This window comes from Serratia sp. NA_112.1, assembly GCF_052691715.1.
In genome coordinates this window covers 74,919-98,126 of record NZ_JBQZFO010000005.1, presented here as the reverse complement: position 1 = coordinate 98,126, position 23,208 = coordinate 74,919, and the positions used below count along the sequence as shown (strand labels likewise).

The 23,208-nt window shown below is 51.3% G+C and carries 23 protein-coding genes and 2 pseudogenes; 14 read left to right on the top strand and 11 right to left on the bottom strand.

Annotated features, from left to right (window positions below):
- Window positions 1–12 precede the first annotated feature (12 nt).
- The 3 genes and pseudogenes from adhP to ACUTQ5_RS12750 all read right to left on the bottom strand — a co-directional run.
- On the bottom strand, window positions 13–1,026 hold the full coding sequence (adhP, locus tag ACUTQ5_RS12760) for an alcohol dehydrogenase AdhP (protein ID WP_445651547.1): 1,014 nt from the start codon (window positions 1,024–1,026) through the stop codon (window positions 13–15).
- Window positions 1,027–1,179: 153 nt separating this feature from the next.
- Entirely contained in the window at window positions 1,180–1,380 is a 201-nt protein-coding gene (locus tag ACUTQ5_RS12755; protein ID WP_445651546.1) for a hypothetical protein, read from the bottom strand.
- A gap of 355 nt (window positions 1,381–1,735) precedes the next feature.
- Window positions 1,736–1,912: pseudogene (locus ACUTQ5_RS12750) on the bottom strand (succinylglutamate desuccinylase/aspartoacylase family protein); the annotation flags it as partial.
- Window positions 1,913–1,926: 14 nt separating this feature from the next.
- On the opposite strand from ACUTQ5_RS12750, the gene ACUTQ5_RS12745 reads away from it, so the two are divergent.
- A complete protein-coding gene (locus tag ACUTQ5_RS12745) occupies window positions 1,927–2,382 on the top strand; it encodes an Lrp/AsnC family transcriptional regulator (RefSeq protein WP_085116755.1) in 456 nt (151 codons plus the stop codon).
- Window positions 2,383–2,388: 6 nt separating this feature from the next.
- Here the strand turns inward: ACUTQ5_RS12745 and ACUTQ5_RS12740 are convergent, their stop codons facing one another.
- The 6 genes and pseudogenes from ACUTQ5_RS12740 to arsH form a co-directional block, all read right to left on the bottom strand.
- Window positions 2,389–3,111 carry an ABC transporter permease gene (locus tag ACUTQ5_RS12740; RefSeq protein ID WP_135316531.1) on the bottom strand — a complete coding sequence of 241 codons (723 nt, stop codon included), beginning with the start codon at window positions 3,109–3,111 and terminating at the stop codon, window positions 2,389–2,391.
- Window positions 3,111–3,803, bottom strand: a complete 693-nt coding sequence (locus ACUTQ5_RS12735; RefSeq protein WP_445651545.1) for an ABC transporter permease — start codon at window positions 3,801–3,803, stop codon at window positions 3,111–3,113. Before ACUTQ5_RS12735 ends, ACUTQ5_RS12740 begins: the two co-directional genes overlap by 1 nt.
- 36 nt (window positions 3,804–3,839) lie before the next feature.
- The gene (locus ACUTQ5_RS12730) at window positions 3,840–4,613 is read right to left on the bottom strand and encodes an ABC transporter substrate-binding protein (RefSeq protein ID WP_261094860.1); all 774 of its coding nucleotides are present in this window, start codon (window positions 4,611–4,613) and stop codon (window positions 3,840–3,842) included.
- Window positions 4,614–4,640: 27 nt separating this feature from the next.
- Window positions 4,641–5,402 carry a dimethylarginine dimethylaminohydrolase family protein gene (locus tag ACUTQ5_RS12725; RefSeq protein ID WP_445651544.1) on the bottom strand — a complete coding sequence of 254 codons (762 nt, stop codon included), beginning with the start codon at window positions 5,400–5,402 and terminating at the stop codon, window positions 4,641–4,643.
- 137 nt (window positions 5,403–5,539) lie between these two features.
- Window positions 5,540–5,641, bottom strand: a pseudogene (locus tag ACUTQ5_RS12720) (hypothetical protein); the annotation flags it as partial.
- Window positions 5,642–5,838: 197 nt separating this feature from the next.
- The gene (arsH, locus tag ACUTQ5_RS12715) at window positions 5,839–6,537 is read right to left on the bottom strand and encodes an arsenical resistance protein ArsH (RefSeq protein ID WP_445651543.1); all 699 of its coding nucleotides are present in this window, start codon (window positions 6,535–6,537) and stop codon (window positions 5,839–5,841) included.
- 88 nt (window positions 6,538–6,625) lie between these two features.
- Here arsH and ACUTQ5_RS12710 point away from each other — a divergent pair, with 88 nt between their 5' ends.
- The 3 genes from ACUTQ5_RS12710 to arsC are packed head-to-tail and all read left to right on the top strand — an operon-like array spanning window position 6,626 to window position 8,725.
- Window positions 6,626–6,946, top strand: a complete 321-nt coding sequence (locus ACUTQ5_RS12710) for a transcriptional regulator (protein WP_445651542.1) — start codon at window positions 6,626–6,628, stop codon at window positions 6,944–6,946.
- 45 nt (window positions 6,947–6,991) lie between these two features.
- Window positions 6,992–8,281: an arsenic transporter gene (locus ACUTQ5_RS12705; RefSeq protein ID WP_445651541.1), complete on the top strand. Its 1,290-nt coding sequence runs from the start codon at window positions 6,992–6,994 to the stop codon at window positions 8,279–8,281.
- Window positions 8,282–8,293: 12 nt separating this feature from the next.
- Window positions 8,294–8,725, top strand: a complete 432-nt coding sequence (gene arsC, locus ACUTQ5_RS12700) for a glutaredoxin-dependent arsenate reductase (RefSeq protein WP_445651540.1) — start codon at window positions 8,294–8,296, stop codon at window positions 8,723–8,725.
- A 40-nt stretch (window positions 8,726–8,765) separates the two neighbouring features.
- Here arsC and ACUTQ5_RS12695 read toward each other — a convergent pair whose 3' ends face one another.
- On the bottom strand, window positions 8,766–10,238 hold the full coding sequence (locus ACUTQ5_RS12695; protein ID WP_445651539.1) for a serralysin family metalloprotease: 1,473 nt from the start codon (window positions 10,236–10,238) through the stop codon (window positions 8,766–8,768).
- Between the two features lie 312 nt (window positions 10,239–10,550).
- On the opposite strand from ACUTQ5_RS12695, the gene ACUTQ5_RS12690 reads away from it, so the two are divergent.
- From ACUTQ5_RS12690 to ACUTQ5_RS12675, 4 genes are all read left to right on the top strand, one after another.
- The gene (locus tag ACUTQ5_RS12690; protein ID WP_012145114.1) at window positions 10,551–11,045 is read left to right on the top strand and encodes a TIGR00645 family protein; all 495 of its coding nucleotides are present in this window, start codon (window positions 10,551–10,553) and stop codon (window positions 11,043–11,045) included.
- Window positions 11,046–11,296: 251 nt separating this feature from the next.
- On the top strand, window positions 11,297–11,752 hold the full coding sequence (gene fabZ / locus ACUTQ5_RS12685; RefSeq protein WP_153860461.1) for a 3-hydroxyacyl-ACP dehydratase FabZ: 456 nt from the start codon (window positions 11,297–11,299) through the stop codon (window positions 11,750–11,752).
- Window positions 11,753–11,789: 37 nt separating this feature from the next.
- On the top strand, window positions 11,790–12,578 hold the full coding sequence (locus tag ACUTQ5_RS12680; protein WP_445651538.1) for a spermidine synthase: 789 nt from the start codon (window positions 11,790–11,792) through the stop codon (window positions 12,576–12,578).
- A gap of 56 nt (window positions 12,579–12,634) precedes the next feature.
- Complete coding sequence (locus ACUTQ5_RS12675) at window positions 12,635–12,829, top strand: ribbon-helix-helix protein, CopG family (RefSeq protein ID WP_012145111.1); 195 nt, start codon at window positions 12,635–12,637, stop codon at window positions 12,827–12,829.
- Window positions 12,830–12,874: 45 nt separating this feature from the next.
- Here the strand turns inward: ACUTQ5_RS12675 and ACUTQ5_RS12670 are convergent, their stop codons facing one another.
- Window positions 12,875–13,255, bottom strand: coding sequence for a hypothetical protein (locus tag ACUTQ5_RS12670; RefSeq protein WP_445651537.1), 381 nt, complete (start codon window positions 13,253–13,255; stop codon window positions 12,875–12,877).
- A 488-nt stretch (window positions 13,256–13,743) separates the two neighbouring features.
- Between ACUTQ5_RS12670 and ACUTQ5_RS12665 the strand changes: the two genes are divergently transcribed.
- The 6 genes from ACUTQ5_RS12665 (at window position 13,744) to ACUTQ5_RS12640 (ending at window position 23,200) form a co-directional block, all read left to right on the top strand.
- Entirely contained in the window at window positions 13,744–14,268 is a 525-nt protein-coding gene (locus tag ACUTQ5_RS12665) for a hypothetical protein (RefSeq protein WP_445651536.1), read from the top strand.
- A gap of 89 nt (window positions 14,269–14,357) precedes the next feature.
- On the top strand, window positions 14,358–15,959 hold the full coding sequence (locus ACUTQ5_RS12660) for a Hint domain-containing protein (RefSeq protein ID WP_445651535.1): 1,602 nt from the start codon (window positions 14,358–14,360) through the stop codon (window positions 15,957–15,959).
- 3 nt (window positions 15,960–15,962) lie between these two features.
- Window positions 15,963–17,714 carry a hypothetical protein gene (locus ACUTQ5_RS12655; RefSeq protein WP_445651534.1) on the top strand — a complete coding sequence of 584 codons (1,752 nt, stop codon included), beginning with the start codon at window positions 15,963–15,965 and terminating at the stop codon, window positions 17,712–17,714.
- Complete coding sequence (locus tag ACUTQ5_RS12650) at window positions 17,711–19,135, top strand: hypothetical protein (protein WP_445651533.1); 1,425 nt, start codon at window positions 17,711–17,713, stop codon at window positions 19,133–19,135. Before ACUTQ5_RS12655 ends, ACUTQ5_RS12650 begins: the two co-directional genes overlap by 4 nt.
- A 21-nt stretch (window positions 19,136–19,156) precedes the next feature.
- Window positions 19,157–21,298: a hypothetical protein gene (locus ACUTQ5_RS12645; protein WP_445651532.1), complete on the top strand. Its 2,142-nt coding sequence runs from the start codon at window positions 19,157–19,159 to the stop codon at window positions 21,296–21,298.
- A 66-nt stretch (window positions 21,299–21,364) separates the two neighbouring features.
- Entirely contained in the window at window positions 21,365–23,200 is a 1,836-nt protein-coding gene (locus ACUTQ5_RS12640) for a hypothetical protein (protein WP_445651531.1), read from the top strand.
- The last annotated feature ends 8 nt before the right edge of the window (window positions 23,201–23,208 follow it).

The following is a 23,208-nucleotide window of genomic DNA, read 5'->3' as shown; positions in this document are numbered from 1 at the left end:
GTTTTGGCAGGATCAAGAGTTGGACAGATCGATAACCATACGGCCACGGATGGTGCCGGACTTCATCTCTTCAAAGATGGCGTTGATATCCCCCAGCGGTCTTTTGGTCACTTTCGGCGTCACTTTGCCTTCAGCGGCAAACTGGAAGGCTTCTTTCAGATCTTCCCGAGTCCCCACCAACGACCCCACCACCTGAATACCATCCAGTACCAGGCGCGGAATGCTCAGATCCATACTCTCTGGCGGCAGACCTACGGCTACCACCTTGCCCCCCGCGCGAACCGCATTCACCGCAGAGTTAAAGGCTGAGCAGGCTACCGCAGTGACCACGGCGGCATGGGCGCCCCCGGCTTTCTGCTGAATAATTTCTTCGGCGTTCTCGGTTTTTGAATTGATAACCAGATCCGCGCCAATTTCTTTGGCAAAATCCAACTGGCCCTGATTAACGTCAATGGCGATCACTTTGGCGTTGAACACGTTCTTGGCATACTGCAGCGCCAGGTTGCCCAACCCGCCCAGGCCATAAATCGCGATCCACTGCCCCGGTTTGATGTCGGAAATTTTTACCGCTTTATAGGTGGTAACCCCCGCGCAGGTGATACTGCTGGCGGCAAAAGGATCCAGGCCATCAGGCACCTTGACCGCATAGTCCGCCACCACAATGCACTCTTCGGCCATACCGCCATCAACACTGAAACCGGCATTTTTGACCGAGCGGCACAGGGTTTCGTTACCGTTGACGCAGTATTCACAGTGTCCACAGCCCTGATAGAACCAGGCGACGCTGGTACGGTCCCCGACTTTTAACGAGGTCACCCCCTCGCCAATGGCAGTAACAACGCCGACCCCTTCATGACCCAGGGTGATGCCGGGGACTTCGCCGAAATCGCCATTTTTGACGTGCAGATCGGTATGACAAACCCCACAACACTCCATCTTGAGCGCCGCTTCGCCATATTTCAGTGGGCGAAGCTGCTTTTCCTGAATATCTACGCTGTGATTTTTGGTGACTACGGCAGCTTTCATAGGATGTCCTTCCTCAGGTGAGTTGAAGTACAGTTGTTAATGTAGTGACTGTCCCCTCTGAGGGCAAGCGGTCTGGCGTTTTCTTTAAAAACAGAAAGTTAATTATTATTTCTTTCGACATAGTTAAACGAAATTCTTGAGCCGAAATAATGATTAACGCTTGGTTTTAGCGATTTTTATTGCCTTGGCGGGGTTACCGGCAACAAATTCCAGAGTGGGCGAATAGTAAAACGGCAACCAGGCGTGGAAACTGCTTTCCCACTCCCATTTGACCGGGCAAGGCCACAGAATATCTTCATGCAGAATATAGTAAACCCAACGTCCGTGTGGGCGACGTGGTTTGGCTGTGCGCATAGACCCTGACTTCTTTGGCACAGGTAGCCGTTTTTCCATATGAAATTCTCTTTGTCATCAGGGGCTACGGAGTGGCAAAGGTCAAATTTAACATGGACGACGGTCGGCAAGCCATCTTTCCCGCAGAGACATTCGCCAGGTACGACATACAACTGCCATTAATTATTCATACCAGATAAGTTCGGCCACTATACGCTGGCACCGGCCAATGAACACAATCTGTGGAACTGCGATGCGCTGGTGGTCCTGCTGTGCCGTTATCAGGTTCGCGACTACTTTGCCTTTGGGGGATTAGGTGCGGGTGGAAAACACCGACTTTATCACCCTAAAGGGCATGGTCGATGGTGACTATCTGCTGCCGTTCCGCCTGGCTGAGCAATCTTTTAAGATAGTGCAGCACCAACATACAGGGCAGTTCATCGGCATGCAGGTGAATTTTTTCGCCTTTACCCGGCTGGCCGAAATGAAAACTGGTGAATTGGCGCTGCCCACCCAGGGCATGTTCAGGTAACTTATGATGTTTACTTTTCATTGGACGCCCTATCTGTGGAAAAGAAAGCCCGGCTTGATCGCATCGACAAAAAAATCCTTGAAATACTGTGCCGGGATGGCCGAATTTCGTATCAGAAACTGTCCGAGCAGGTCAATCTGACTGCCCGCCCTTGCCTTGAGCGGGTTCGTGGGCTGGAACGCGACGGAATTATTCGAGGCTACAGCGCCATTATCGAATTGCCGGAGCCGGAACATGCATTTGTGATCCAGGCGCAGATCGCGTTGGCCGACCACGGCCACTCCCAACCGGCGTTCGAGCAGGAAATGCGCAATACCCCTGAGGTATTGGACTGTTGGCTGGTCAGCGGCAACTTCGATTTTCTGGTGCGTATCGGCTGCCGCAGTATGGAAAACTATCGGCTGCTGGCCGATACCTGGCTGACCAGCAAAAAGTTTCGGGTGGATAAAATCGTCACCCTGACCGAGCTGCAGTCGATCAAACGATCCTGAACGGCATCAATCGCGGCGGATAAAGGCCAGCCAGCGACGCTCCGCCCGTGAGAACATGAAGATCAGCAGGAAAGTACACAGCAGGTATAGCGCTGCCGCCATCAGAAACGGAATAAAGGGTGAATAGGTGGCGGCATAAAAGGCACGAGCCACGCCGGTAATATCCAACAGCGTGACGGTACTGGCCAGCGAGGTGGCATGCAGCAGGAAGACCATCTCGTTATTCAGCGCCGGAATGCCGCGGCGTAGCGTTGCCGGCAGCACAAGGCGGCGGATGATCTGCCACTGGCTCATGCCATAGGCTTCACCGGCAATCCACTCCTGACGCGGGAAGGTCTCCATCATGCCTGCCAACAGCTGGGCTACGTAAGCGCTGGTATTGAGTACCAACGCCAGCGTGGCGCAGAAAGTGGCGTCGCGGAACAGCAACCAGAAAGGCTGGTCGTTCTGCCAGCCCAACTGCACCACGTCAAACTGTGACAGGCCGTAGTAAATCAGCATCAACTGCAGGTAGAGTGGCGTGCTACGGAAAAAGTAAGTCACGCTGCGGATAATCCACGACAACGGGCGCGGGCCATAGACCTGGCCGATCGCCATTAACGCCGCCAGCAGTAATCCCGGCACCACCGATAGCAAAAACAGCCTGGCGGTCATCGCCAGCCCGGTCACGTCGGAACCGTCGCTCCACAAAAAACTCGGTGCCGCCTCCAGCATATTTTGCAGATTCATCAGCGTGCTCCTGCCGAATGTGAGGAAGCCAACGCGTAGCGCCGTGCCAGCCTGCTAAAGCCCCAACTTGAGACGGCGGTAATCGCCATATAAATCAACGCCACCAGGAAATAGAACAGGAAAGGCTTTTGCGTGGCCCGCCCGGCCTGCTCCGCCAGCCACACCATGTCTTCCAGCCCGAGAATTGACACCAGCGCGGAGGCTTTCATCAGCCCAAGCCAGTTGTTGTTGATACCGGGAATGGCAAAACTCAGCATCTGTGGCAACAGCACGCGGCGAAACACCTGGCCCGGCCGCATGCCATAGGCCATTGCCGCCTCGAGTTGACCCCGTTCAACGGTAAGAAAGGCGCCGCGAAAAGTTTCGGTGTAGTAAGCGCCAAACACAAAGCCAATGGCCAGCACGCCAGAGATGAAGGTGTTGAAACGCAGCGGCCCCAATCCCACCAGGCCAAGTAAGCCGTTGACCAGCATTTCGCCACCAAAGAACAGCAACAGCATGATCACCAACTCGGGAATGCCGCGCACTAGCGTGGTGTAACCCGTCGATACCCAGCGCAGCCAGCGCGGACCAAAGAGTTTGATCAGCGCATTGATCATGCCAAGCGCCAACGCCACCGCCAGCGAAACCAGCATCACGCACAGCGACAGCAACGCGCCATGTGCCAGCAACGGTATATACTCTGCGACCATTTATGACCTCCCCTGGATGACTGGATCCGAGCCGGATTAGTTGCCGTAAATGTCGAAGCTAAAATATTTTTTCTGGATCGCCTGATAAGTCCCGTCGGCGCGTATCGCCTTGATGGCCCCGTTTAGCGCATCGCGCAACGCCGGATTATCTTTACCCACTGCAATGCCAACGTCAGAAGAGATAGTGCTGTCTTCAATGACCGGCCCGGCGAAGGCAAATTTCTGCCCGCGCGGGGTATCGATAAAGCTGCTGGCGGCCTGAGTGTTGTCCTGCAGTGACGCATTAATGCGCCCGGACATCAGATCCAGATAGACATTATCTTGGTTGGCGTAAGAGACAATTTTCACCCCTTTTCCTCCCCAGTGCTGTTTGGCATAGGCCTCATGAATAGAACCGGTCTGCACGCCAACGGTTTTGCCTTTCAGGCTGGCGACATCCGGCAGCAACGCGCTACCTTTACGCGCCACCAACTGGGCAGAACTGCGGTAATAACGGTCGGTAAAATCGACCTCTTTCTTGCGTTCATCGGTAATGGTTAACGACGCGATAATGGCATCGAACTTATGGGCGTTAAGCGCGGCAATCATGCTTTCAAAGGGTTGTTTGACGAACACGCATTTGGCATGCAGCTGGGTACACAACGCATTGGCAATATCGATATCGAAACCGGTGATCTCACCGCTGGGTGCCAACACGTCAAACGGCGGATAGCCACCGTCAACGCCAAAGCTGATGGTGTCGAAGGCCTGTGCCGCTGCTGGGCCGCCCAATGCCAGACTGGTCAGTAAAACTGCTAATGTTTTTTTCATGGCTGAGATCCCCGGTGAAAGAAAGTATCAGAAACGCAGTGACAGACAGGTCAAGCCGCCGTCCATTTTTTTAAATTCGCTGGTGTCGAGTTGAACGATGGGCATGCCCAGCTTTTCTATTTGCGCCAGCGTTTGCGGGTAACCCTGCGGAGTGAGCAGCGTATCGTTGATCCACAGCGTATTACCGGCGTAGGACTCCGCTTCCGCAATGACGATGCTGTTAAAACCGCTAAAGGCAGCATGATGCTGGTAGTCTTCCGTCAGCAACAGGGTATTACGCCCCACGTAATTGACGATTGATTTCAAATGCAGCCCGGCGCTCACCTCAATGGCCGTGACCCGGTAGCCATAGGGCTCTACCGCCGCAGCAAATTCGCCGATACCGGCCTCATCAGTGCGAGACGTCAGGCCGACAAAAAACTGGCGATCGACCAGCAGCACATCTCCACCATCAAGATGGCCGCGCTGGCTCATCCGCACTACCGGGCGTTCCCCTTCGAACAGCGGCGCAATGGTAGTCACTTCACCCTGGCGGCTTGGCGCCCCCGGATGGGTGATCACCGCCAGCTCCGGCATCACTACCGCCGTATCTTCAACAAAGTGGGCGTCAGGAAATGCCGGGGCAGCCGGTAACACTGTCACTTTTAACCCCAGGCGGAGCAAAGTGTCCACATAGGCCAAAAACTGGCGGCCGGTGACGGCAATATCCGGCGCCCCCAATTGGGCGGTGGTCTGGCCGCTGGCGCAGCTATCGGCAGGGAGTCTGGCAATGGCTTGAGTAAAGTGCATGGGCGATTCTCTCTGTTGAAGGGACGGTCACTGTTGTTTCGATTATCAAACAGATAGCATCGTCAAACCGGTTGAATCCGCCCGTTGGCACTCTGGATTTACGCTGTTTATTATCGCAGCGACGACCTATTCTGCTGTCAGGCGCCCTTGTACACCACAGGTGCCAGACGCATGCCCACCAGGGTGATCACACAGATGGCGGCACCGGCGTAAAAGGTCGAAGCCGTGCCCCAGGTTTGTCACATAACGTTGAATATAGGGTGAAATGATCGCGGAACTGGTGCAGCGCCTCGGTACTGTCACCGGATGCCCAGCCTTATTGCCGCCACCCATTGGGACCTGGTGCAGGCAGTAGAGACGGGTGCGTTTCGCCGCGATCATTCGCCCCTGAGTGCTCTGGAGAGAAGCAATTTTACGCCTCAGGCATTAAGCCCGGTTATATTTTTGTCTGATTAACGCGTGCTGACAGCTCCTGATGGCTTTCTTTCCGCTCGCTGTATCTGTCTGCGAGATAATCAGTATGCCCCTTCAACAGCAGGGTGACTTTGAATAACTCTTCAGTGACATCGACGATGCGATCATACCAGGACGAGGGTTTCATCCGCCCATGCTCATCGAACTCCTGCCAGGCTTTCGCCACTGATGATTGGTTGGGAATAGTGAACATCCGCATCCATCGGCCAAGAATGCGCATCTGATTTACTGCGTTAAATGACTGTGAACCGCCGCAGACCTGCATCACCGCCAGTGTTTTGCCCTGAGATGGGCGGACAGCGCCTTCGCTTAACGGGATCCAGTCAATCTGGGCTTTCATCACTGAACTCATTGCGCCATGTCTTTCTGGAGAACTCCAGACCATACCATCACACCACCTGACCAGTTCGCGCAGTTCAGCGACTTTCGGATGTGTTTCTGGCGCATCGTCAGGCAGCGGCAAACCCGATGGGTTAAAGGTTTTGACTTCGGCACCCAACGCGGTCAGCAGGCGCCCTGCCTCCTCAGCAGCAAAACGGCTGTATGAACGTTCTCTTACCGAACCATACAGAGTCAGGATCCGTGGTGGTTCTTGCAGATGCAAACGCTCGGCAATGTGCTTGTCAAAGCACTCAGCGTTCAGGACTGGAAATTTATCCACTTTTTCGTTCCTCATTTCGCACTCGGTGATTTAAAATCCAACACATATGAATTATCATATGTGTAGTCTAAGCGCATTGGGGTTCAAAATGCTACAACCCGTTCAGCTTTTCAAAATTTTGTCGGATGAAACTCGACTGGCCATCATTATGCTTCTCAGAGAATCGGGGGAGCTATGCGTTTGTGATATCTGTGGGGCCACTTCAGAGTCACAGCCTAAAATATCCCGCCATATGGCGATCTTACGCAATGCGGGGCTGGTCATTGATCGTCGTGAGGGGAAATGGATCCACTATCGACTCTCGCCACATATCCCTGCCTGGGCGGCAGAAACCATCACGGCATCCTGGCAGTGCCTGCGTGATGACGTTCGCGGCTGGCTGGCACAATCAGCGACATCCTCCTGTTAATCCATACGAAACACATCACTTTAATCATATGTAATGGAGTCTGACATGTTACTGGCAGGGAGTATTTTTTTACTGACGCTGGTTTTGGTCATCTGGCAGCCCAGAGGGCTTGGCATTGGCTGGAGTGCAAGTATTGGTGCCGTGCTGGCATTAGCCTGTGGTGTTATCCATCTTAATGACATTCCTGTCGTCTGGAATATCGTCTGGAACGCCACAGCAACCTTTATCGCAGTGATAATTATCAGTTTGCTGCTCGACGAGTCGGGCTTCTTTGAGTGGGCCGCTCTACATGTTTCTCGTTGGGGCAATGGGCGAGGACGTTTGCTTTTCACCTGGATTATATTGCTGGGTGCGACGGTCGCAGCTTTGTTCGCCAACGATGGTGCAGCGCTAATCCTGACGCCAATAGTCATTGCTATGTTGCTCGCGCTGGGTTTCAGCCAAGGAACAACGCTGGCCTTCGTTATGGCAGCCGGGTTCATCGCGGACACGGCCAGTTTGCCGCTTATCGTTTCAAATCTGGTCAATATTGTCTCTGCTGACTTTTTCCAGCTCGGTTTTACACAATATGCTTCGGTCATGATCCCCGTGGATATTGCCGCTATCGCCGCTACGCTGGGCATGCTGCATCTCTTTTTTCGCAAGGACATTCCGGCGACCTACAACGTAGCGCTACTGAAAACACCGGCCAGCGCCATTAAAGACCCGGCAACGTTTAAAGCCGGCTGGATTATCCTCGTACTGCTGCTGACCGGTTTTTTCGTTCTTGAACCATTAGGGATCCCCGTCAGTGCGATTGCCGCAGTGGGTGCCGTTGTCCTGTTTACCGTGGCGAAAAGAGGTCATGCCATTAATACCGGGCGAGTGTTGCGAGGGGCGCCATGGCAGATCGTTGTCTTCTCGCTGGGGATGTACCTGGTGGTCTACGGGCTGAGAAATGCAGGGCTGACGGAATATCTTTCCGAAGTTCTTAATGTGCTGGCGAATAATGGCCTATGGGCAGCGACATTGGGCACCGGCTTCCTGACGGCAGTACTTTCGTCAATCATGAATAATATGCCTACCGTGCTGATTGGCGCATTGTCGATTGACGGGAGCACGGCCTCCGGTGTCATCAAAGAGGCGATGGTTTATGCCAATATCATAGGCTGCGATTTAGGTCCAAAAATTACGCCTATTGGTAGCCTCGCAACACTGCTGTGGCTACATGTGCTTTCACAAAAAAATATGACGATCACTTGGGGATATTACTTCCGTACCGGCATCGTCATGACCCTGCCCGTTCTGTTTGTCACCCTTGCCGCGCTGGCGTTGCGGCTCTCCGTTACTTTCTAAAGAGATACCGATATGAGCAACATTGTCATCTACCACAACCCGGCCTGCGGCACCTCACGCAATACGCTGGCGATGATCCGCAACAGCGGTAACGAACCGACGATTATTTATTATCTCGACACCCCCCCTTCATATGATGAACTGGTTAAACTCATTGCGGATATGGGAATTAGCGTCCGTGCGTTGCTGCGCAAAAACGTTGAACCCTATGAGCAGCTTGGCCTTGATAATGGATTATTGACGGACGAGGAGTTGATTGAATTTATGCTTCAGTATCCGATCCTGATCAACCGCCCCATCGTCGTCACCCCCATCGGAACCCGATTGTGCCGCCCTTCCGAAGTGGTGTTGGAAATCCTTTCAGATCCGCAACAGGCCGCATTCACCAAAGAAGACGGTGAAAAGGTGACCGACCAGGCGGGCAATAGAATCAAACCGGAGTAAAGGCCTTAAAAAACGGTGGGCTTAGCCCACCGTGACTGATTTAAACAATAAAGTCAGTGGCAGTATTTGCTTGCCCGACAATATTAACCAGGAAATCCGGAGTAGCCTGGCCATTTATATTTAGCGCCAACTCGCTTAAATTACTTTGTGAGTCATAGGTTAGCAATGCCTCCCCCGCCTGACCGCTAAAAGCGTCAACGAAATGAATAAAATCTGCGCCTTTATCGCCATGATTAAAGAACGACAGATCAATTTTGTCGATGCCGGTTTCAAAATCCATAATCTTATCCGGAGACTTGAACGACGAATCACTTACCGCAGAGAAAACAAAGATATCTTTGCCAGTGCCACCGAATAGCTGATCTTGCCCGCCACCACCGTAAATAACGTCATTACCCGCACCGCCATGGATAATATTCGCCGCATCATTGCCGACAATCACATCATTACCTGAACCACCAACTGCATTTTCAATCACAGTGCCCAGAGCGATGGAAACGTTGCCCTTCAACCCACCGACGTCAGAGAAGGATCCCTCCGTCAGATTGATGCGTTGGTTCTGCATATAACCCGAGAAATCAAGCGTGTCGTTGCCGCCTGCATCCCAGACAGAAAACACCAGCTTCTGGTTGCTGTCTGTCAGCGTGTAAAAATCCCGCCCGGTATTGGAATTGAACCCGTACACCGTGTCCCCGGTGCGCGTAGTGGTATTAGCGCCATACAGATGTTGAATAGCGGCAATATCGTCAACCAGCGGCGCGGCGGCAAAATGACCGCCGTTATCACCACCGGTATATGACTCATCCCAATAGCTCATTATGCTGAATTGACGCGTGTCCTCGGCGTAATTCGCCATGCTGTAGTTGGGTGGATTTTTTTCATCCGCATTATATTTACCGGGATGATCCAGTCCCAACGTATGCCCCAGTTCATGGGTAATGCTCAGGCGACCATAGTTACCAAGATTTGGGTGCAGATTGGCGTAAACCCCATAACTGGGATCCGCGTAATCGTAATTGATGTTGAACCAGCTTTGACCATCGGTATTATGCCCACGATAGTCGTTACCCGCCCCACTGAATGGCTTAATTGCATAAGCCTGGCCAGAACCCTCATAATTTCCGAAGGTAATATTGGATTTTTGATCCGGAGCAACTTCAACAAACTTAAGGTTGGCTACATCAGCCCAGGATTGCAGAGACAGCTTGGCCTGAGCTTTTTGCTCTGCGGTAAAGGCGCTAAGGCCGGTATCTTGATTATTAGTGCCAAATCGGAAATTTAAATTACTCTGATTATAATCCCAGTCTGGGAACGAATAAGTGACGGTGGCGCCGTTGCCGATGACATGAGTACCATTCCAAGTCTGTTCACTACGTGCTATTTGCTTCCCGGCCTCTTCCACGCCAAAAGAAGGCTTATTATTGATGATTAAATAATTACCTCTATTATGATATTTCAGCAAATCATTAACATCATCCCAACCGCTGGTCTTTCCATTTAGGGAATTATCCATATCCATCTCCAGTAGGTTAATTCACTTCCGTTATATAGAAATAAAATTTCGATATAAAGAATTACCGCAACATCATATCGCAGCATTTAAATGCTAGTATGATTTTCAGATAGCTCAATATATTTTAATGACATAATTTATCGCGGAGTAATCATCTTTTTAATATCTAATTATCAGGGTGAATAACCCAATCGCACCGATCAGTGATCGGTCCAGGGTGATACCTCCCCTAGTCAAGCGACCGCCACTTGCCATTTGCCAGGCCTCTTGCGTTATACTGTGCCCCACTTTTTGTAACTAACTCAGATAACTATGGAACGCTTTCTAGAAAATGCCATGTACGCCTCTCGCTGGCTGCTTGCCCCGGTTTACTTCGGCCTGTCGCTGGCCTTGCTGGCGCTGTCGATAAAATTCTTCCAGGAGATCATTCATGTTCTGCCGAATATTTTCGCCATAGCCGAGGCGGATCTGGTTCTGACGCTGTTGTCGCTGATCGACATGGCGCTGGTGGGCGGATTACTGGTGATGGTGATGTTCTCGGGCTATGAGAACTTTGTTTCGCAACTGGACATCAGCGACGACAAAGAAAAGTTGAGCTGGTTGGGCAAAATGGACTCCACTTCGCTAAAGAGCAAAGTGGCCGCATCGATTGTCGCCATTTCATCCATCCACCTGCTGCGGGTGTTTATGGATGCCAAGAACGTGCCGGACAATAAGCTGATGTGGTATGTGATCATCCACCTCACCTTTGTGCTTTCCGCCTTCGTAATGGGCTATCTCGATAAGCTAACACGCGACAAAAAATGATCCCCCGTTAGCCGTCGCCCTCTGCTGGCGGCTAACCCCTTCCGTTTAAACCTATTATCAATCAATATATTGCGTTGTATTTTAAACCTCACTTCTTAGTGACGTTGTCACCAATAAGCCTTTACCCACTTATGTACCTAATTTCATTTGGTGCATCCAATGATAATAACATTATAATGTTATTATACTTCGATAGGCACAGACGCCGGCACAAGCTGAACTTTGTCCCGCTGACAGGACCTGAATCAATCATGCCGCTCAATGGTAAACCATTACAGTTTCAGGATGTTCAATCAATCCTGCCCCACCGCTTCCCCTGTCTGCTGGTTGACCGCATTGTGCCTGACGGCACCTCCGTTGCCGAAGGCCGCTTAAGTGCCATCAAAAATATCACGGCCAATGAACCCACCTTCTGGACTGGCCACCACCAGACCACGGTGTTTCCCGGTATCTTAATGGTGGAGGCACTGGCACAGACCACTGGCTTGTTGGCGCATTACTTTCTCAGCCCGCTGTTACCAGGTGAACATTACTATTTTGCCGCCATTCATCACGCTCGCTTCTATCGCTCGGCACGGCCTGGCGATCAGCTTCGCATGGATGTCGCCTTTGTCCGACAGCGCTCCGGCCTTGCCCGCTTTACCGGTCGTGCCACGGTAAATGGCCGCCGCATCTGTACCGCCGAGTTTATGTGCGCTCGTAAATAGACCCGCCGTTTTTTGATGGAGGCTTAAAGAAATTACTATGTCTATGGTTGATAACTTACTCAATAGCCTGGATTTTTCTCCTCGTGGTCAGGTGATTGCTCGCGAGCAAGACCACTGCGGTGAAATTATTGTTTCCGACCACAAGGGCTACCGAACCCTGCGTTTTGACGGCATTTGCGAACAAAGCAAAATGTGCATCGATGCGCCACAAGTTCCGGTTCACAACTACATCAAAACCATGCTGATGGCCGTGGCCTGGCAGCCGCCTTCGGCGGCGCTGATCCTGGGACTGGGCGGCGGTGGTCTGGTACGGGCATTACATGCCTATGACCCCAATATGCTGCTTGAAGTGGTGGAACTGCGCGAGGCGGTGGTCTCTGTTGCACAAAGTTATTTTACCTTACCCACCGACGACAGGGTTGTCTTGCGGGTTGCTGATGCGGGCGATTTTTTACGAGCCCCGGTCACTCGGCTATATGATTTGATTTTTTCCGATCTCTACAGCGCCTTCAGCATGGATCCGCAACAGGGTACGCAAAGCTTTCTTCAGCGGTGTGCCGGAAGGCTTTCACCACAAGGTTGGCTGGTGCTGAACTACCATGAAGTGCCCGATGAAGATTCGTTGCTGTACCACAGTTTGCATCGGGTGTTTAACAGCGTGTTGTATTGTGTTGCGCCCAGCGGCAACGTAATTATCTATGCCACATTGGCTGAAGTCGACACGCCGCTAAATCTGCTGCGTCGCCTTAGCGCCGAAGTCGGGCCGAGTTTTAACTGTGACCTCGGCTATCTGTCACGCAAGATTGAACGCCTGCGCTTTAGCTGAGCCGGTAGGGCCATTTCACTATTATCATTTGATTATTATTCTCTGGAGTCACCATCATGGAAAAGAAAACGGCGCGCCTGACCGTACTCATTGATCCTGATAAGAAAAAAGCATTGGAAGAGCTGTGTTTGCAGCAGGACGTCACTCCCTCCCAGGTGATTCGCCAACTGATACGCGACTATCTGCACAAACACCAGGTTGAATACCCAAGCCAGCCAACGCATTCCAATCCGCGCGTGGATAACGCCTGAATTCAGATGGCGCAAGATTCGCGCCATCTGTAACCGCTACGGTGATTACCCCTTGCGTGCCTCAGCAGAAAAACCATGCCGTTTAGCCACCATCGTGAGCGCCAAACCACCCAGCACTAACGATGCCCATGGGAAGGACACCGCCCCGAAGTGATCAAGCAACAGGCCGCCAAAAAAGCCGCCGACGGCAATGGCTCTGTTCCAAATGACGACGTTCATCGCCAACGCGGCGTCCGCCAGTGCTGTTTGCAATAATGTCGCCGCCCCGCCAAAACTCAACCCCCATAGACTCATCCCGACATAGATCGCAGTCGCGGAATGAATACCGATACCCAACAACAACGCCGTCACGGCATTGATGACGGTTTGGGATGCTAATGCCCAGGCATGAGTGATACCTAATGGTAACGATTCTGGAGTGTTCACCGGCGTCAATCCGGCGAGCACTTTGGCAAATCATCGCCCTTTCATTAGCAAGGTATAAATATCATTTCATAACTATCATGATGACTATTTCAACTGTTTAATTAGTTATTCACAGCCTTTATGATTAAAGAAATTCATACCATTAAACTAATTTCTCAGCTAATGATATGCCCTATTTTAACAATACCGTCCCAAGCGACATAACCGCCATGTACAATTCATTGATTTGTTTTACTTTATAAACTCGGTTTACAAAAACAAAACAATTAACCGTTGTTTATTTGATTCTTTGAATAATTTTTCCATCGTTTGGTTAACGCCGTGATTTTCTTGATTATCTCGAACTCAACAAAAAAATACTTCATTTATTTTTAAGTGTCAGTTGATTTTTTAGTCGCCATTGCTATTGTTGAAGTTGAGTAATTCATCGCTCCAGACCCGAAAAGTAAATTCTATTTTTATACTCATAAATGTATAAGGATCAGATCATGCCCATTAAAAAATACGTCATTCTTGACAGCAACCCAGCAGCTGTTGGGAACGATGACTTTATTCTATTAGGTTTGAAAAATGAAGGTTTTGCCCGAGGTTGTCCGATGCTATTTGGCGGAACTGCTGATGCAAAAGACGGCCCGATTGACGGCAAGAACTTTGCCTTAAACGTTATCAAAAGAGAGACCTGGGAAGAAACCCTGCATAATATTGAAGTTCAGCAAGTTGTTCGCTATAAAGTTTTTCCAAATGATATTACTTTCTACACCAGCAAGGTATTTACCTTCACTGGTACAGTAGCGCTTGGCGGCGAGTTCGCCTGGATACGTAAAGTCAGCAAGGGAAAATTAAAAAATTATTTTAAAAGTAAACCCTCTGCCACCAAAGATATGTTTGCTCAAGAACTGTATGCCATGACATTGGATCCCCGTATAGTTCCTACCGATGCTCAATTCGAAGAGTATCTTGGTTCTGACACTCTGAGTGCTATTTACGCTTATTGCAAAGAAACCTGTAAATAACTCATTAACCGTTTAATTAGCTATGGTTTAATTCATTGCCACCATTGTTTGCGCACGTTTATGTCTGAAACTTATTGGGTACTGATATTATGATCACACAAGGTTATACATCAGACGAGAAGACTATTGTTAAAAATGTCATCGAAAAATATAGCAATACCGGTCTATTTATTATTGAGCCTAGCGATCACTTGCTGGTCAGTTTTTACGATATTCAATTAAAACTTGCCGGTCTTACCACGGGCAATACTCCGCAGTTTACTCAATGCTGGCAACAGACAAAACGGCTTAAACTCAGTGCCGGCCGGTTGAGCGATGCCGGTAATGGTTCCGCTCAACCGGTATACAGCATCGTCAGGTTGGACTCTACCGACGGTCGAAATTATCGCGCCAATGCCATTGGCTCCCTGCCTGTCTCAGCGACTAACGTCACGCAGACCCTTGGGCTATTTGACGGCGAGGCCGGCAATGTCGGGCCGGTTAACTACAACCAGGCCTATGTCTACGCCGCAGACTGCACCCTGAGTGCCGACGGGGTTTATCCGGGTAGCCAGATCGCTGCGGGTTATCCGGTCACGGTGATTTATACCTTTGCTCAAACTATTGGTAACCAGACGGTCTACGGGGCAGAAATCATTACCAGCCAGAGTTATCCAAAAATTATCTATAATGAGTCACCGCGGAGTCTTATTAATCCAAATGAAATCAAGATCTGCTTGACCCGCGATGAGGCCGACTGTGATTACCGCAATAATTATGACGGTTCGGTCAGGGTACCTATCAAAGGCAATATTACCTACCTGGGGAAAATTGAGCTCAACGGCGGGCAGCCGGTTAAAGCCAGTAACACCATTTATTTGATACGTACTCGTGCCGGCGGCGATCCCGTCACCCCTTTCGGCAACTACAACATATTCAATTCAGCCAACACCAGAATTAATGGTGACAATATCTCCTGGGATCTGGACTGGCTAAGGTTCAATCAGGTTGACTTTGAATCAGGCGAATGGGTTTATTATGTTTTCAAAGTTATTCTCAATGTCGATGGGAAAAGCATTGCGACCTTTATCACCAACGCCCCTAAAAGCCTTGAGCCAGACCAGCGCTTTCTAAACACAGAATTATTAAAACCTATGCGTATTGTTTATGGTTGTCTGGCTGAGAACACAAAAATCCTGATGCAGGATGGCAGGGAAAAAATGATTTCCGAGCTTGCTATCGGTGACTCCGTATTATCGAAAAACAATATACCGCTCAGAATTGAAGCTATCACTAATGGCCAGGAACGCAATTTTATCGAAATAACCACAAAAAATAGCAAGGGTGAAATAAAAAAAATCACCTCCAGCCTTGGCCACCCTTTCATCACCTCAATCGGCGTGGTGATTGCTCGCGAATTAAACCACTCAACTAAATTAATCACTCTGGATGGTGAGTGCGAAATTATAAGCATGGTGCAACAGCAAGGAGAATTGAAGGTATATAACCTGCAGCTGGCGGCTGAAACGCCCACTGACAAAGGTCTGTACGATGACAATACCCTGTATGCCAATGGCATATTGGTCGGCGATCTCCAGATGCAACGTATCTATGAAGATGAGTATTACCAGCGCCCAGCGAATATCCTGAGCAAACTGCCAAAAGAATGGCATCAGGATTATCACAACCATCTCAATACGGCGGGTAAATAACTCATGTATCAGGGCTACCCGGATTTTCAGCAGATTATCATTAGCGATCAGCTTAGGTTTATCGCCACCTATCAACAGAATGACGGCTATTTCTTATACCCGGACTCCGTCAGCATTTTGGTTGCGGATCCACTGGCTTTCTCGCTGGATATTGTTCGCAGCCCCAGCACCGACAGCATTTACGGCTGGCTAAATTTCACTACCGAACTGCAGTATGCCGCAGGCCAAAGTCTGGCAAATTTCAAGCAGCAACACCCGGATAAAGCGGTGAAGGTGTTGCCGGTGTTACCCGGCAGCCTGGGGTTTGATGTGCCGATTGAATATCACAGTGCCCTTCGCGGGCAAAGCTATGACGCCACCTGGTATTCGGCTCAGTGTATTCAGTTTATAATTTTGCTGAACTCGGCCAGCACCCAACTGATAGAGAAAACCCTGCTTGACGATACCATCGGTTTTAATGCCCGACTGGACGGTTTTGTCGAGGGTGTGTCACCGCGCCTGGCGTATTCCGTCGAGTTTGATCCCCGCGCGCTGATGCAAGTTCTGGCCGACGGAGCCAAAGGCACGCACCTTGTTGGCGATGACCGGGTAGCGTTTGACTATGGCCTGCTGACGCAATATCTCTACCAAAATCTGGCGCGGTTGCCGTTGCAAATCAGTCCCCCCTTACCGGAGAACCAGCCCGAGGAAAATCTGCTTTTCAGCCAGACGTTCCTTGACCGACTCTACAATCTGTTGGGCTCTCCCTACGCCGGTCCGGCATCCAGCAATACGGCGATGATCGCCCTGCGGATGCCCGCTCAAGGCGGCCGGGTGATCTTTAAACTCGACTCGGTGGTGCTGAGCCAACGCCCGCTGTGTTTTATACTGGATCCTTTTGCCGCCGCACAGCAAATCGCCAAAGTCTCGCCCGATACCATTATTCACCGCACTACCGCCCCGCCAATCCCACAGGGTGAACGGGAGATAGACGTTTTCTACGCCTTCCCGCTGGGGTTGAAAAGCAACGTCACTATAGATATTCAACTTACCGTGCCACCGGGGGATATTTACCCGCTGGAACAGAGCCAAACCAAGCTGCTGCGCCCCGACCAGAGCCGGTTGACCTTCCGTTTTACTACCAGCTCACTGGAGACCGAACCTTTCTTCTACCAAATCCGGGTTAATTATCCGCAAGATGGCGACTGGCGTACCCTAAGTGGTGAACGACAATCGTGCGAACAACAGGCTCTGGTGCTCGATTACGCCGCGTTACCCTGCCAGTTTCTGACCATCAATATTGATCCGGGTTTTGCCCGGGAAAGCCGAATTAGCGGGCTTTATCATTCTGCCGGCTGGCAGCAGGATTTGGCCTTAACCGCCGCCGCTCCCTACTTCAGCTGCCCGATCCTCGGTGACGAAACCTACGCCGAAGCAACCGCCTATCAGCTTGCCGGCAGCGGCGTCGTGCCGCTGCCGATGCCGATTGCCCAGCCCACCACCATCGGGGCTTACAGCTTCCCGCAGTTTGGCTCACAGCGAGCGCGGATCACCGTCATTCTGCCTACTGAAATGCTCAAAGCCACGGTGGTCTTTCAACCCCAGGGCACTGACCGCACTACGGAGCACACCTTTACCCACCAACAAAACAGTTTCGATTACCCGTGGACTGTCACTTCTATCTTTGCCTGCGGATTCCGCTACCAGCCCCCTTCGGGCCAATGGTCGGCGTATGTGACCGGCGATCAAACGATTGATATAAAAGGTGAAAAATGAACGCTGAAGATTTGAACCCTCAACAAACGCTACAAAACTTTTTTCTGCTTGGCCGAGCCTTCGCTTTTCACGACCAAACGCAGCCGCCGGAATACTTTACCTATGGCAGCTTTACCCCGCAGGTAGTGCTGGACGGCAAGGTCAGCGCGTTGCATTTGCTGACCAGCCCAGGTGGCGGTCTGGCGACCTTTATCGCGCCCAATTTGCCGGTAGATACAGCGGCGATTGAAACTTATATCCGCCAGCATTTCATCCCGGCTCCGGGGAAAATAACGCTGCAACAGGGCGAGATACGTCAGTCGCTATTTCTGCGCTTTGTCCACCAGCCGGATTCTGGCAGTTATAACGTCGAATTCGAACAGTCAAAAATGCCGCTGACCCATGAAGAAACCGGCCTGCTGGACAACGCCATTCGCGGAGCAAAGAGCCAAGTTTATCTGGTGACCCACAGCCGGTTTAGCGTTAGCAGCCGCGTTGCTGCCAGGTTGGAAACCGACTGGGTGGCTTTTTTAACCCTGGCCTTTAACCAACAGGCGCGGCAACCGGAAGTTATCGCCGTTTTGCTTAATCAGCAGATCGACGCCGGGGTGATCACCCTGCTGGAACAGTTCGATAATGATCCTTCGCAACAGACCCGCGAACTGGTCAGAAACGCACTGGTGAATACTGCTGCGCTGCTGGTCAGCAATACGCTACGTAACATCCATTCCATCGATGAGATCCCCAGCAAGATCAACTACGACGTCAGCTACAGCAATAGCGTTCCGCAACGCTATTTGCTGGCTCAGCAGCAGGATATTGCCGCCTTGCTTGGCCAACTGCCCGCCGACAGCATTATCACTTTTACGCCGACGCCGTTGCCCGAACCTAGCCGGCCGGATAAGCCAATAAAGCAACGGGAGTGCGTGGTAAGTCTGGGGTTCAACCCCAAGAGTTTTAACATCATGTCGATCGAGCTGCGCTATGCCCAGTCGCAAACGCCGATGCAGTGGCCCAGCTTCCCCCCGGTCACCTTGAAAACCACTGAAGAGGTCAGCGTTATCACCCTGAAAGTGACGTTTTCCGACTACACCAGCTATGAAAGCCAACTCGGCTGGCAAGACAACCTGGCGCTCACCCCGCAAGACCTGGGTTTCTATAGCCTGCTGTTCGAGGCCGAACAACTGAAGGCAAAATTTAAGTCGATTAGCGGCACCGCCACTTATCAGCCGGCAGGTCAGGCAAAAAAACAAAACTTCAGCTTTTCGTTTGCTGCCCAGCAATGGCAGGCCAACTGGTGGATTAATGCCCATGCCGCCGGTTTAAACGGCCGCGTTGACTACCAATGGCAAGGCAAACTCGACTCGATATTCCCCAAAACCTACGACTCTGGCCCACTACAGGCCAGCGCCAGCCCCGTCAAACTGCAATACAACAAGTAACATAAACAAGAGGAACACCCTATGTTAACCACCGCTTTGCAGCAATCGGTCAAGATCGCCACGGATAAGTATCTGGGCATTAAGGAATATGCCTTTACCTGCTATGGCGACAGCATTGATAAGAATACTTTTTATGTGGTACCCGAGATCCCGGTGTTTGTCGCCAGGGATCCCAAAAGCCCCTATTTCATGTTCTACAAGTATCGTAGTGAAGACACCCAGGGCGGCTATGCGCAATTTACCGTAATGCTGCCGCAGCCTGATTCTGAGATGAAAAGCAAGATCGCTATCGAGTTGCTCGGCAAGCTTAAAGATCCGCTGATCGCGAAATCCACCCTGATCGTCAAGTATGTTCAAGCTGAGCAGGCCTCGGTGGCCGATCCCGAAAATGCGACCAAAAAAGCAGCCATGGATACCGCGCTGCGCAATACCGGTTTAAATGATGATCAGGCTGCCAGGTTTGTCGCGTTATATGACAGCAACAAAGGCAATGACCAATTTGTGCTGGAATTGACGCCGACAGAAATCAAGCTGGAAGTCCCAAGACTCACCTCGGCGCAGGCTTCATTGATTCTGGACAGCAACGAAAAATTCTACCGCCAAATCCCCACCACGCTGTCGCCATCAGGCCTGGGTGATAACAATACCGTTTTCAGCCTGTCGTTAACCGGCCAAGGTGCCACCCTGTTCGAACAGGTATTGAAAGGCACCGATAAAAACTCCAGCGTTGGTATTCGTTTTGATTTCAACCTGGATGCTTCCCTGCCAGCGGCCAAAGTTACGGTCAGCTACGACAGTGAAATCACCAAATCGGTGACGCAAAACATCACCTCCCACACCTGGTCGGCCGATGAGAAAAAAATTGAGCGCGAATATATCGAAAAAGGCGCGATCAAGATTGACGTTCAGGTCGGGCTGACCGCCGCAGAAATGGGCATGACAGCGGATCAGTACATTAAATGGAAGGACGGGCTGGCCGCCTGGGGGCAAAAGCAGGTAGAGCAAATTTTAAGTAGCCAAACCGGGTTGGACATGAGCCTCGAATTGCTTAATGAAGCCGACGGTTTTGATAAATTCAAATCCAGCCTCAGCGAAACCAAAAGTTTTACCCGCGTCTATGATGAAAACTCGGTGGTCTCCTTCTCCATCGCCCCCCAGACCCAGTTGCCGTCTATCCAATCTATCGTCGGCGAAGACAATCTGAAAGATTACTTTAAAGAGTACGATCTCAACGATCCTTTCTATCAGTACATTCAGCCCGAGTTTTTTGTCACTCAGGACCTGGCGAAATACAACGTGGCCAATATCGTGGTGACTGCCATCTACGACAAAGACAATCAGAGCACTCTGCATTTTTCCCCTGGCGACAGCGAACCGAAAAAAACCGGCAAATGGTTTATCAACCCCGAGCTGGGCCGGACATTTAAATACTCCTACACCGTCAACTTCACCGGCATGCAGGCCAAGCCCTATCACTCTGGCGAACTTAAGAGCGATCAGGAGCTGGTTATCTCCATCAACGTGGCCGAATGCGGCATCGTTTATGCCGACATTTCCACGCTGCTCGATCCTATGGGATGGAAAGTCTTCAGCCAGGTGGTGATCAAAACGCAATATTCCGATCCGGATAAGGGCATCAAAATCAAAACCGACAGCCAGGTAGTCAAAGAGTCGACGCCTCCTCACCCCTTTATTTACCCGATTGGTGTTGATGTGGATAAGCCGATTTATTTCTCCACCGATTACTATGCCCTGGATGGTGACAGCCTGACCTACATCCCCGACGGTGTTGAGACCAACCCGCAGCTACCGGGTTATGGGCTGATCCGTGGCCACCAGATCCTGGTCGCCAATGCCCTGCCGAAAGCGCAGAAATACACCATTATCTTCAAGCCAAGCCAGAAGGAGATCACGCTGATCACCTATGAAATGGTGGTGTATTACCCGAAATGGGACTTTACGCAATCCCAATCCCTTGCCCTGACCGAGTTTGATTCTAAATCCCTCACCCAGTATCTGACCTTCAATCTGATGCAGGTTGAAAAAGACAACAAGGTGGAGATCAAATACATCGCTACGGTGTATTACGGCGAAGATAACCAGGAAAAAACCGTTGAGAAGGAAGTGACAGGAACCAGCACCATTGTGGTGGTGACTTTCTGATGCGTTGAGCCCCCCAGGGCAAAGCTTCTTTGCCCTGGATCACCTTCACCAAATGGGATAGTCGCTATGAACACTCAGGTCGTAGTGCAAAATATCTGTTTTATCCGAGCCGACCCGGAGAGGCCCATTTATTATTATTGCGCGGCCGCGCCGGGCATTAGCGTTATTAGCGGTGACGAACCGGCAGTCCAGCTACAGATATTCAGGAACAGCAGCCAACCGGCCACGGTTTACTATGCCATGTTGTCGTTGCAAACCCAGTTAACCAGCAGCCCCGAGGCGGCGCGAGTGGCGGCAGCGGCCAGCCCCGACATGCCGCGCGACGCGGTGTTATTGCCCATGCAGGCGATCGCTTGCAGCGCCACGCTGAACATTCCCGGCTTTATCGATGGCCAAACCAGCAAGACCTCACTGAGCGACCAACAAAACTGCTATCTGTTGGCCAAATTACCGGCTGACGCGGATATCGCTCTGCTGGCCAGCCTGATGGCGACCCCCGCCACTACGCCCATCACCATCAGCTACAAAATTGACTATCTGCTGCAGTTGCCGCCAGCCACCTTTGAGCTGGAAGCCCGTTGGGATCAGGTTTATCAATTTCTGCAACAGTCGGTCGGTTTCAACCTGCTGATTTTTTCCGTCGATATCGAGGAAACCTCATCGCAGTTAATCAGCAAAAAAGTGGTGACCCTTAAAGTCAGGGACAATGACCCCGATGGGCATTTCAGGCAGGCGGTGGCCGAGTTGACGCAGATCCTGACCGGCGAGTTCTTTACCCCGGTGTTTGCCGAAGTGCCGCAGCAAGACAAGCCTAAGGCCGGTTTTTATCTGCAAAGACTGTCGGTAGAAGATATTGATCAGCGGCGTTTAAGCGGCAAGCTGAGCGAAACCACGGTGGTCAAGCGTTCGCTTTATCCGCAGGCCCTGTTTGCCGAACTGGTCGCCGGCACCGACTATCAGGCCGACCGGGTGATCAGCCAGACTGACCTGCAGGATGACTTCTTCGCCCACCGTGAAGTTCGGATCAGCCTGCTGTCCGATGAACTGGACGTTAACGTCCAATTGGTGATGGTGCGCCTGCGCTATGGCTCGGACAGCAAGCAATACACCTTCCGCCCGGGTGATATCGGGCCGAAATTATTCAGGTCACCGAGTATTACTGACCCTATAACCGGCAAAATGCTGTGGCCGGTCGAATACAGCTTCACCGTCTATCTCAATCAGGCGGTAGGCGGCGTAAGATCGGTCAGCTCCGGCGTAATGCAAACCGAACTGAACGATGTCTACCTGGATATTGAGTCAGTCTACGGCCGCTACGATTTTGTCATTGAGGCCGCCAGCCTGTTCGACTGGCGTTGGTACCAGTCGGTATTGGTCACCCTGCGCTGCCGCCATATTGGACAGCCGGTAGCCAGCCTGTCGAAAAGCTTTCAGATTAGCCAGACGACGCAGCAGGACAGCTACCCGGTGATGCTGCCCAACCCGGATCAGTATTTGTTTGACGTCACCAAGGAATACAGCAGCGCCGTTAACTCACCCCATATCTCTGCGCTGTTAAACGAACCGACCAGCCAGGATGTGTACCTGGTCTCCAGCCTGTATCACCAACGGGTGTTAATGATTGCCGCCAACATGGACTGGCAACAGGTGGCGGCGGTGCTGGTTTCTGCCAGTTATGCCTATTTGCCCGGTGATGACGCCCCACCTCTGCAGCAAATTTTTCAGTTTACCGCAGTCGATTCCGCCCCTCAGCGTTTCAGTGCCGACCAAATCGACCCCGAACGACGTAGTGTCGATCTGGACATTTGGTTTACCTACCAACCGGACCAAGGCGGGGATAAGCCCGATTACGTCCAAACCGCAACCGTTCAAGACGATATCGATATCGCCAACCTCATTTAAGGAACCAT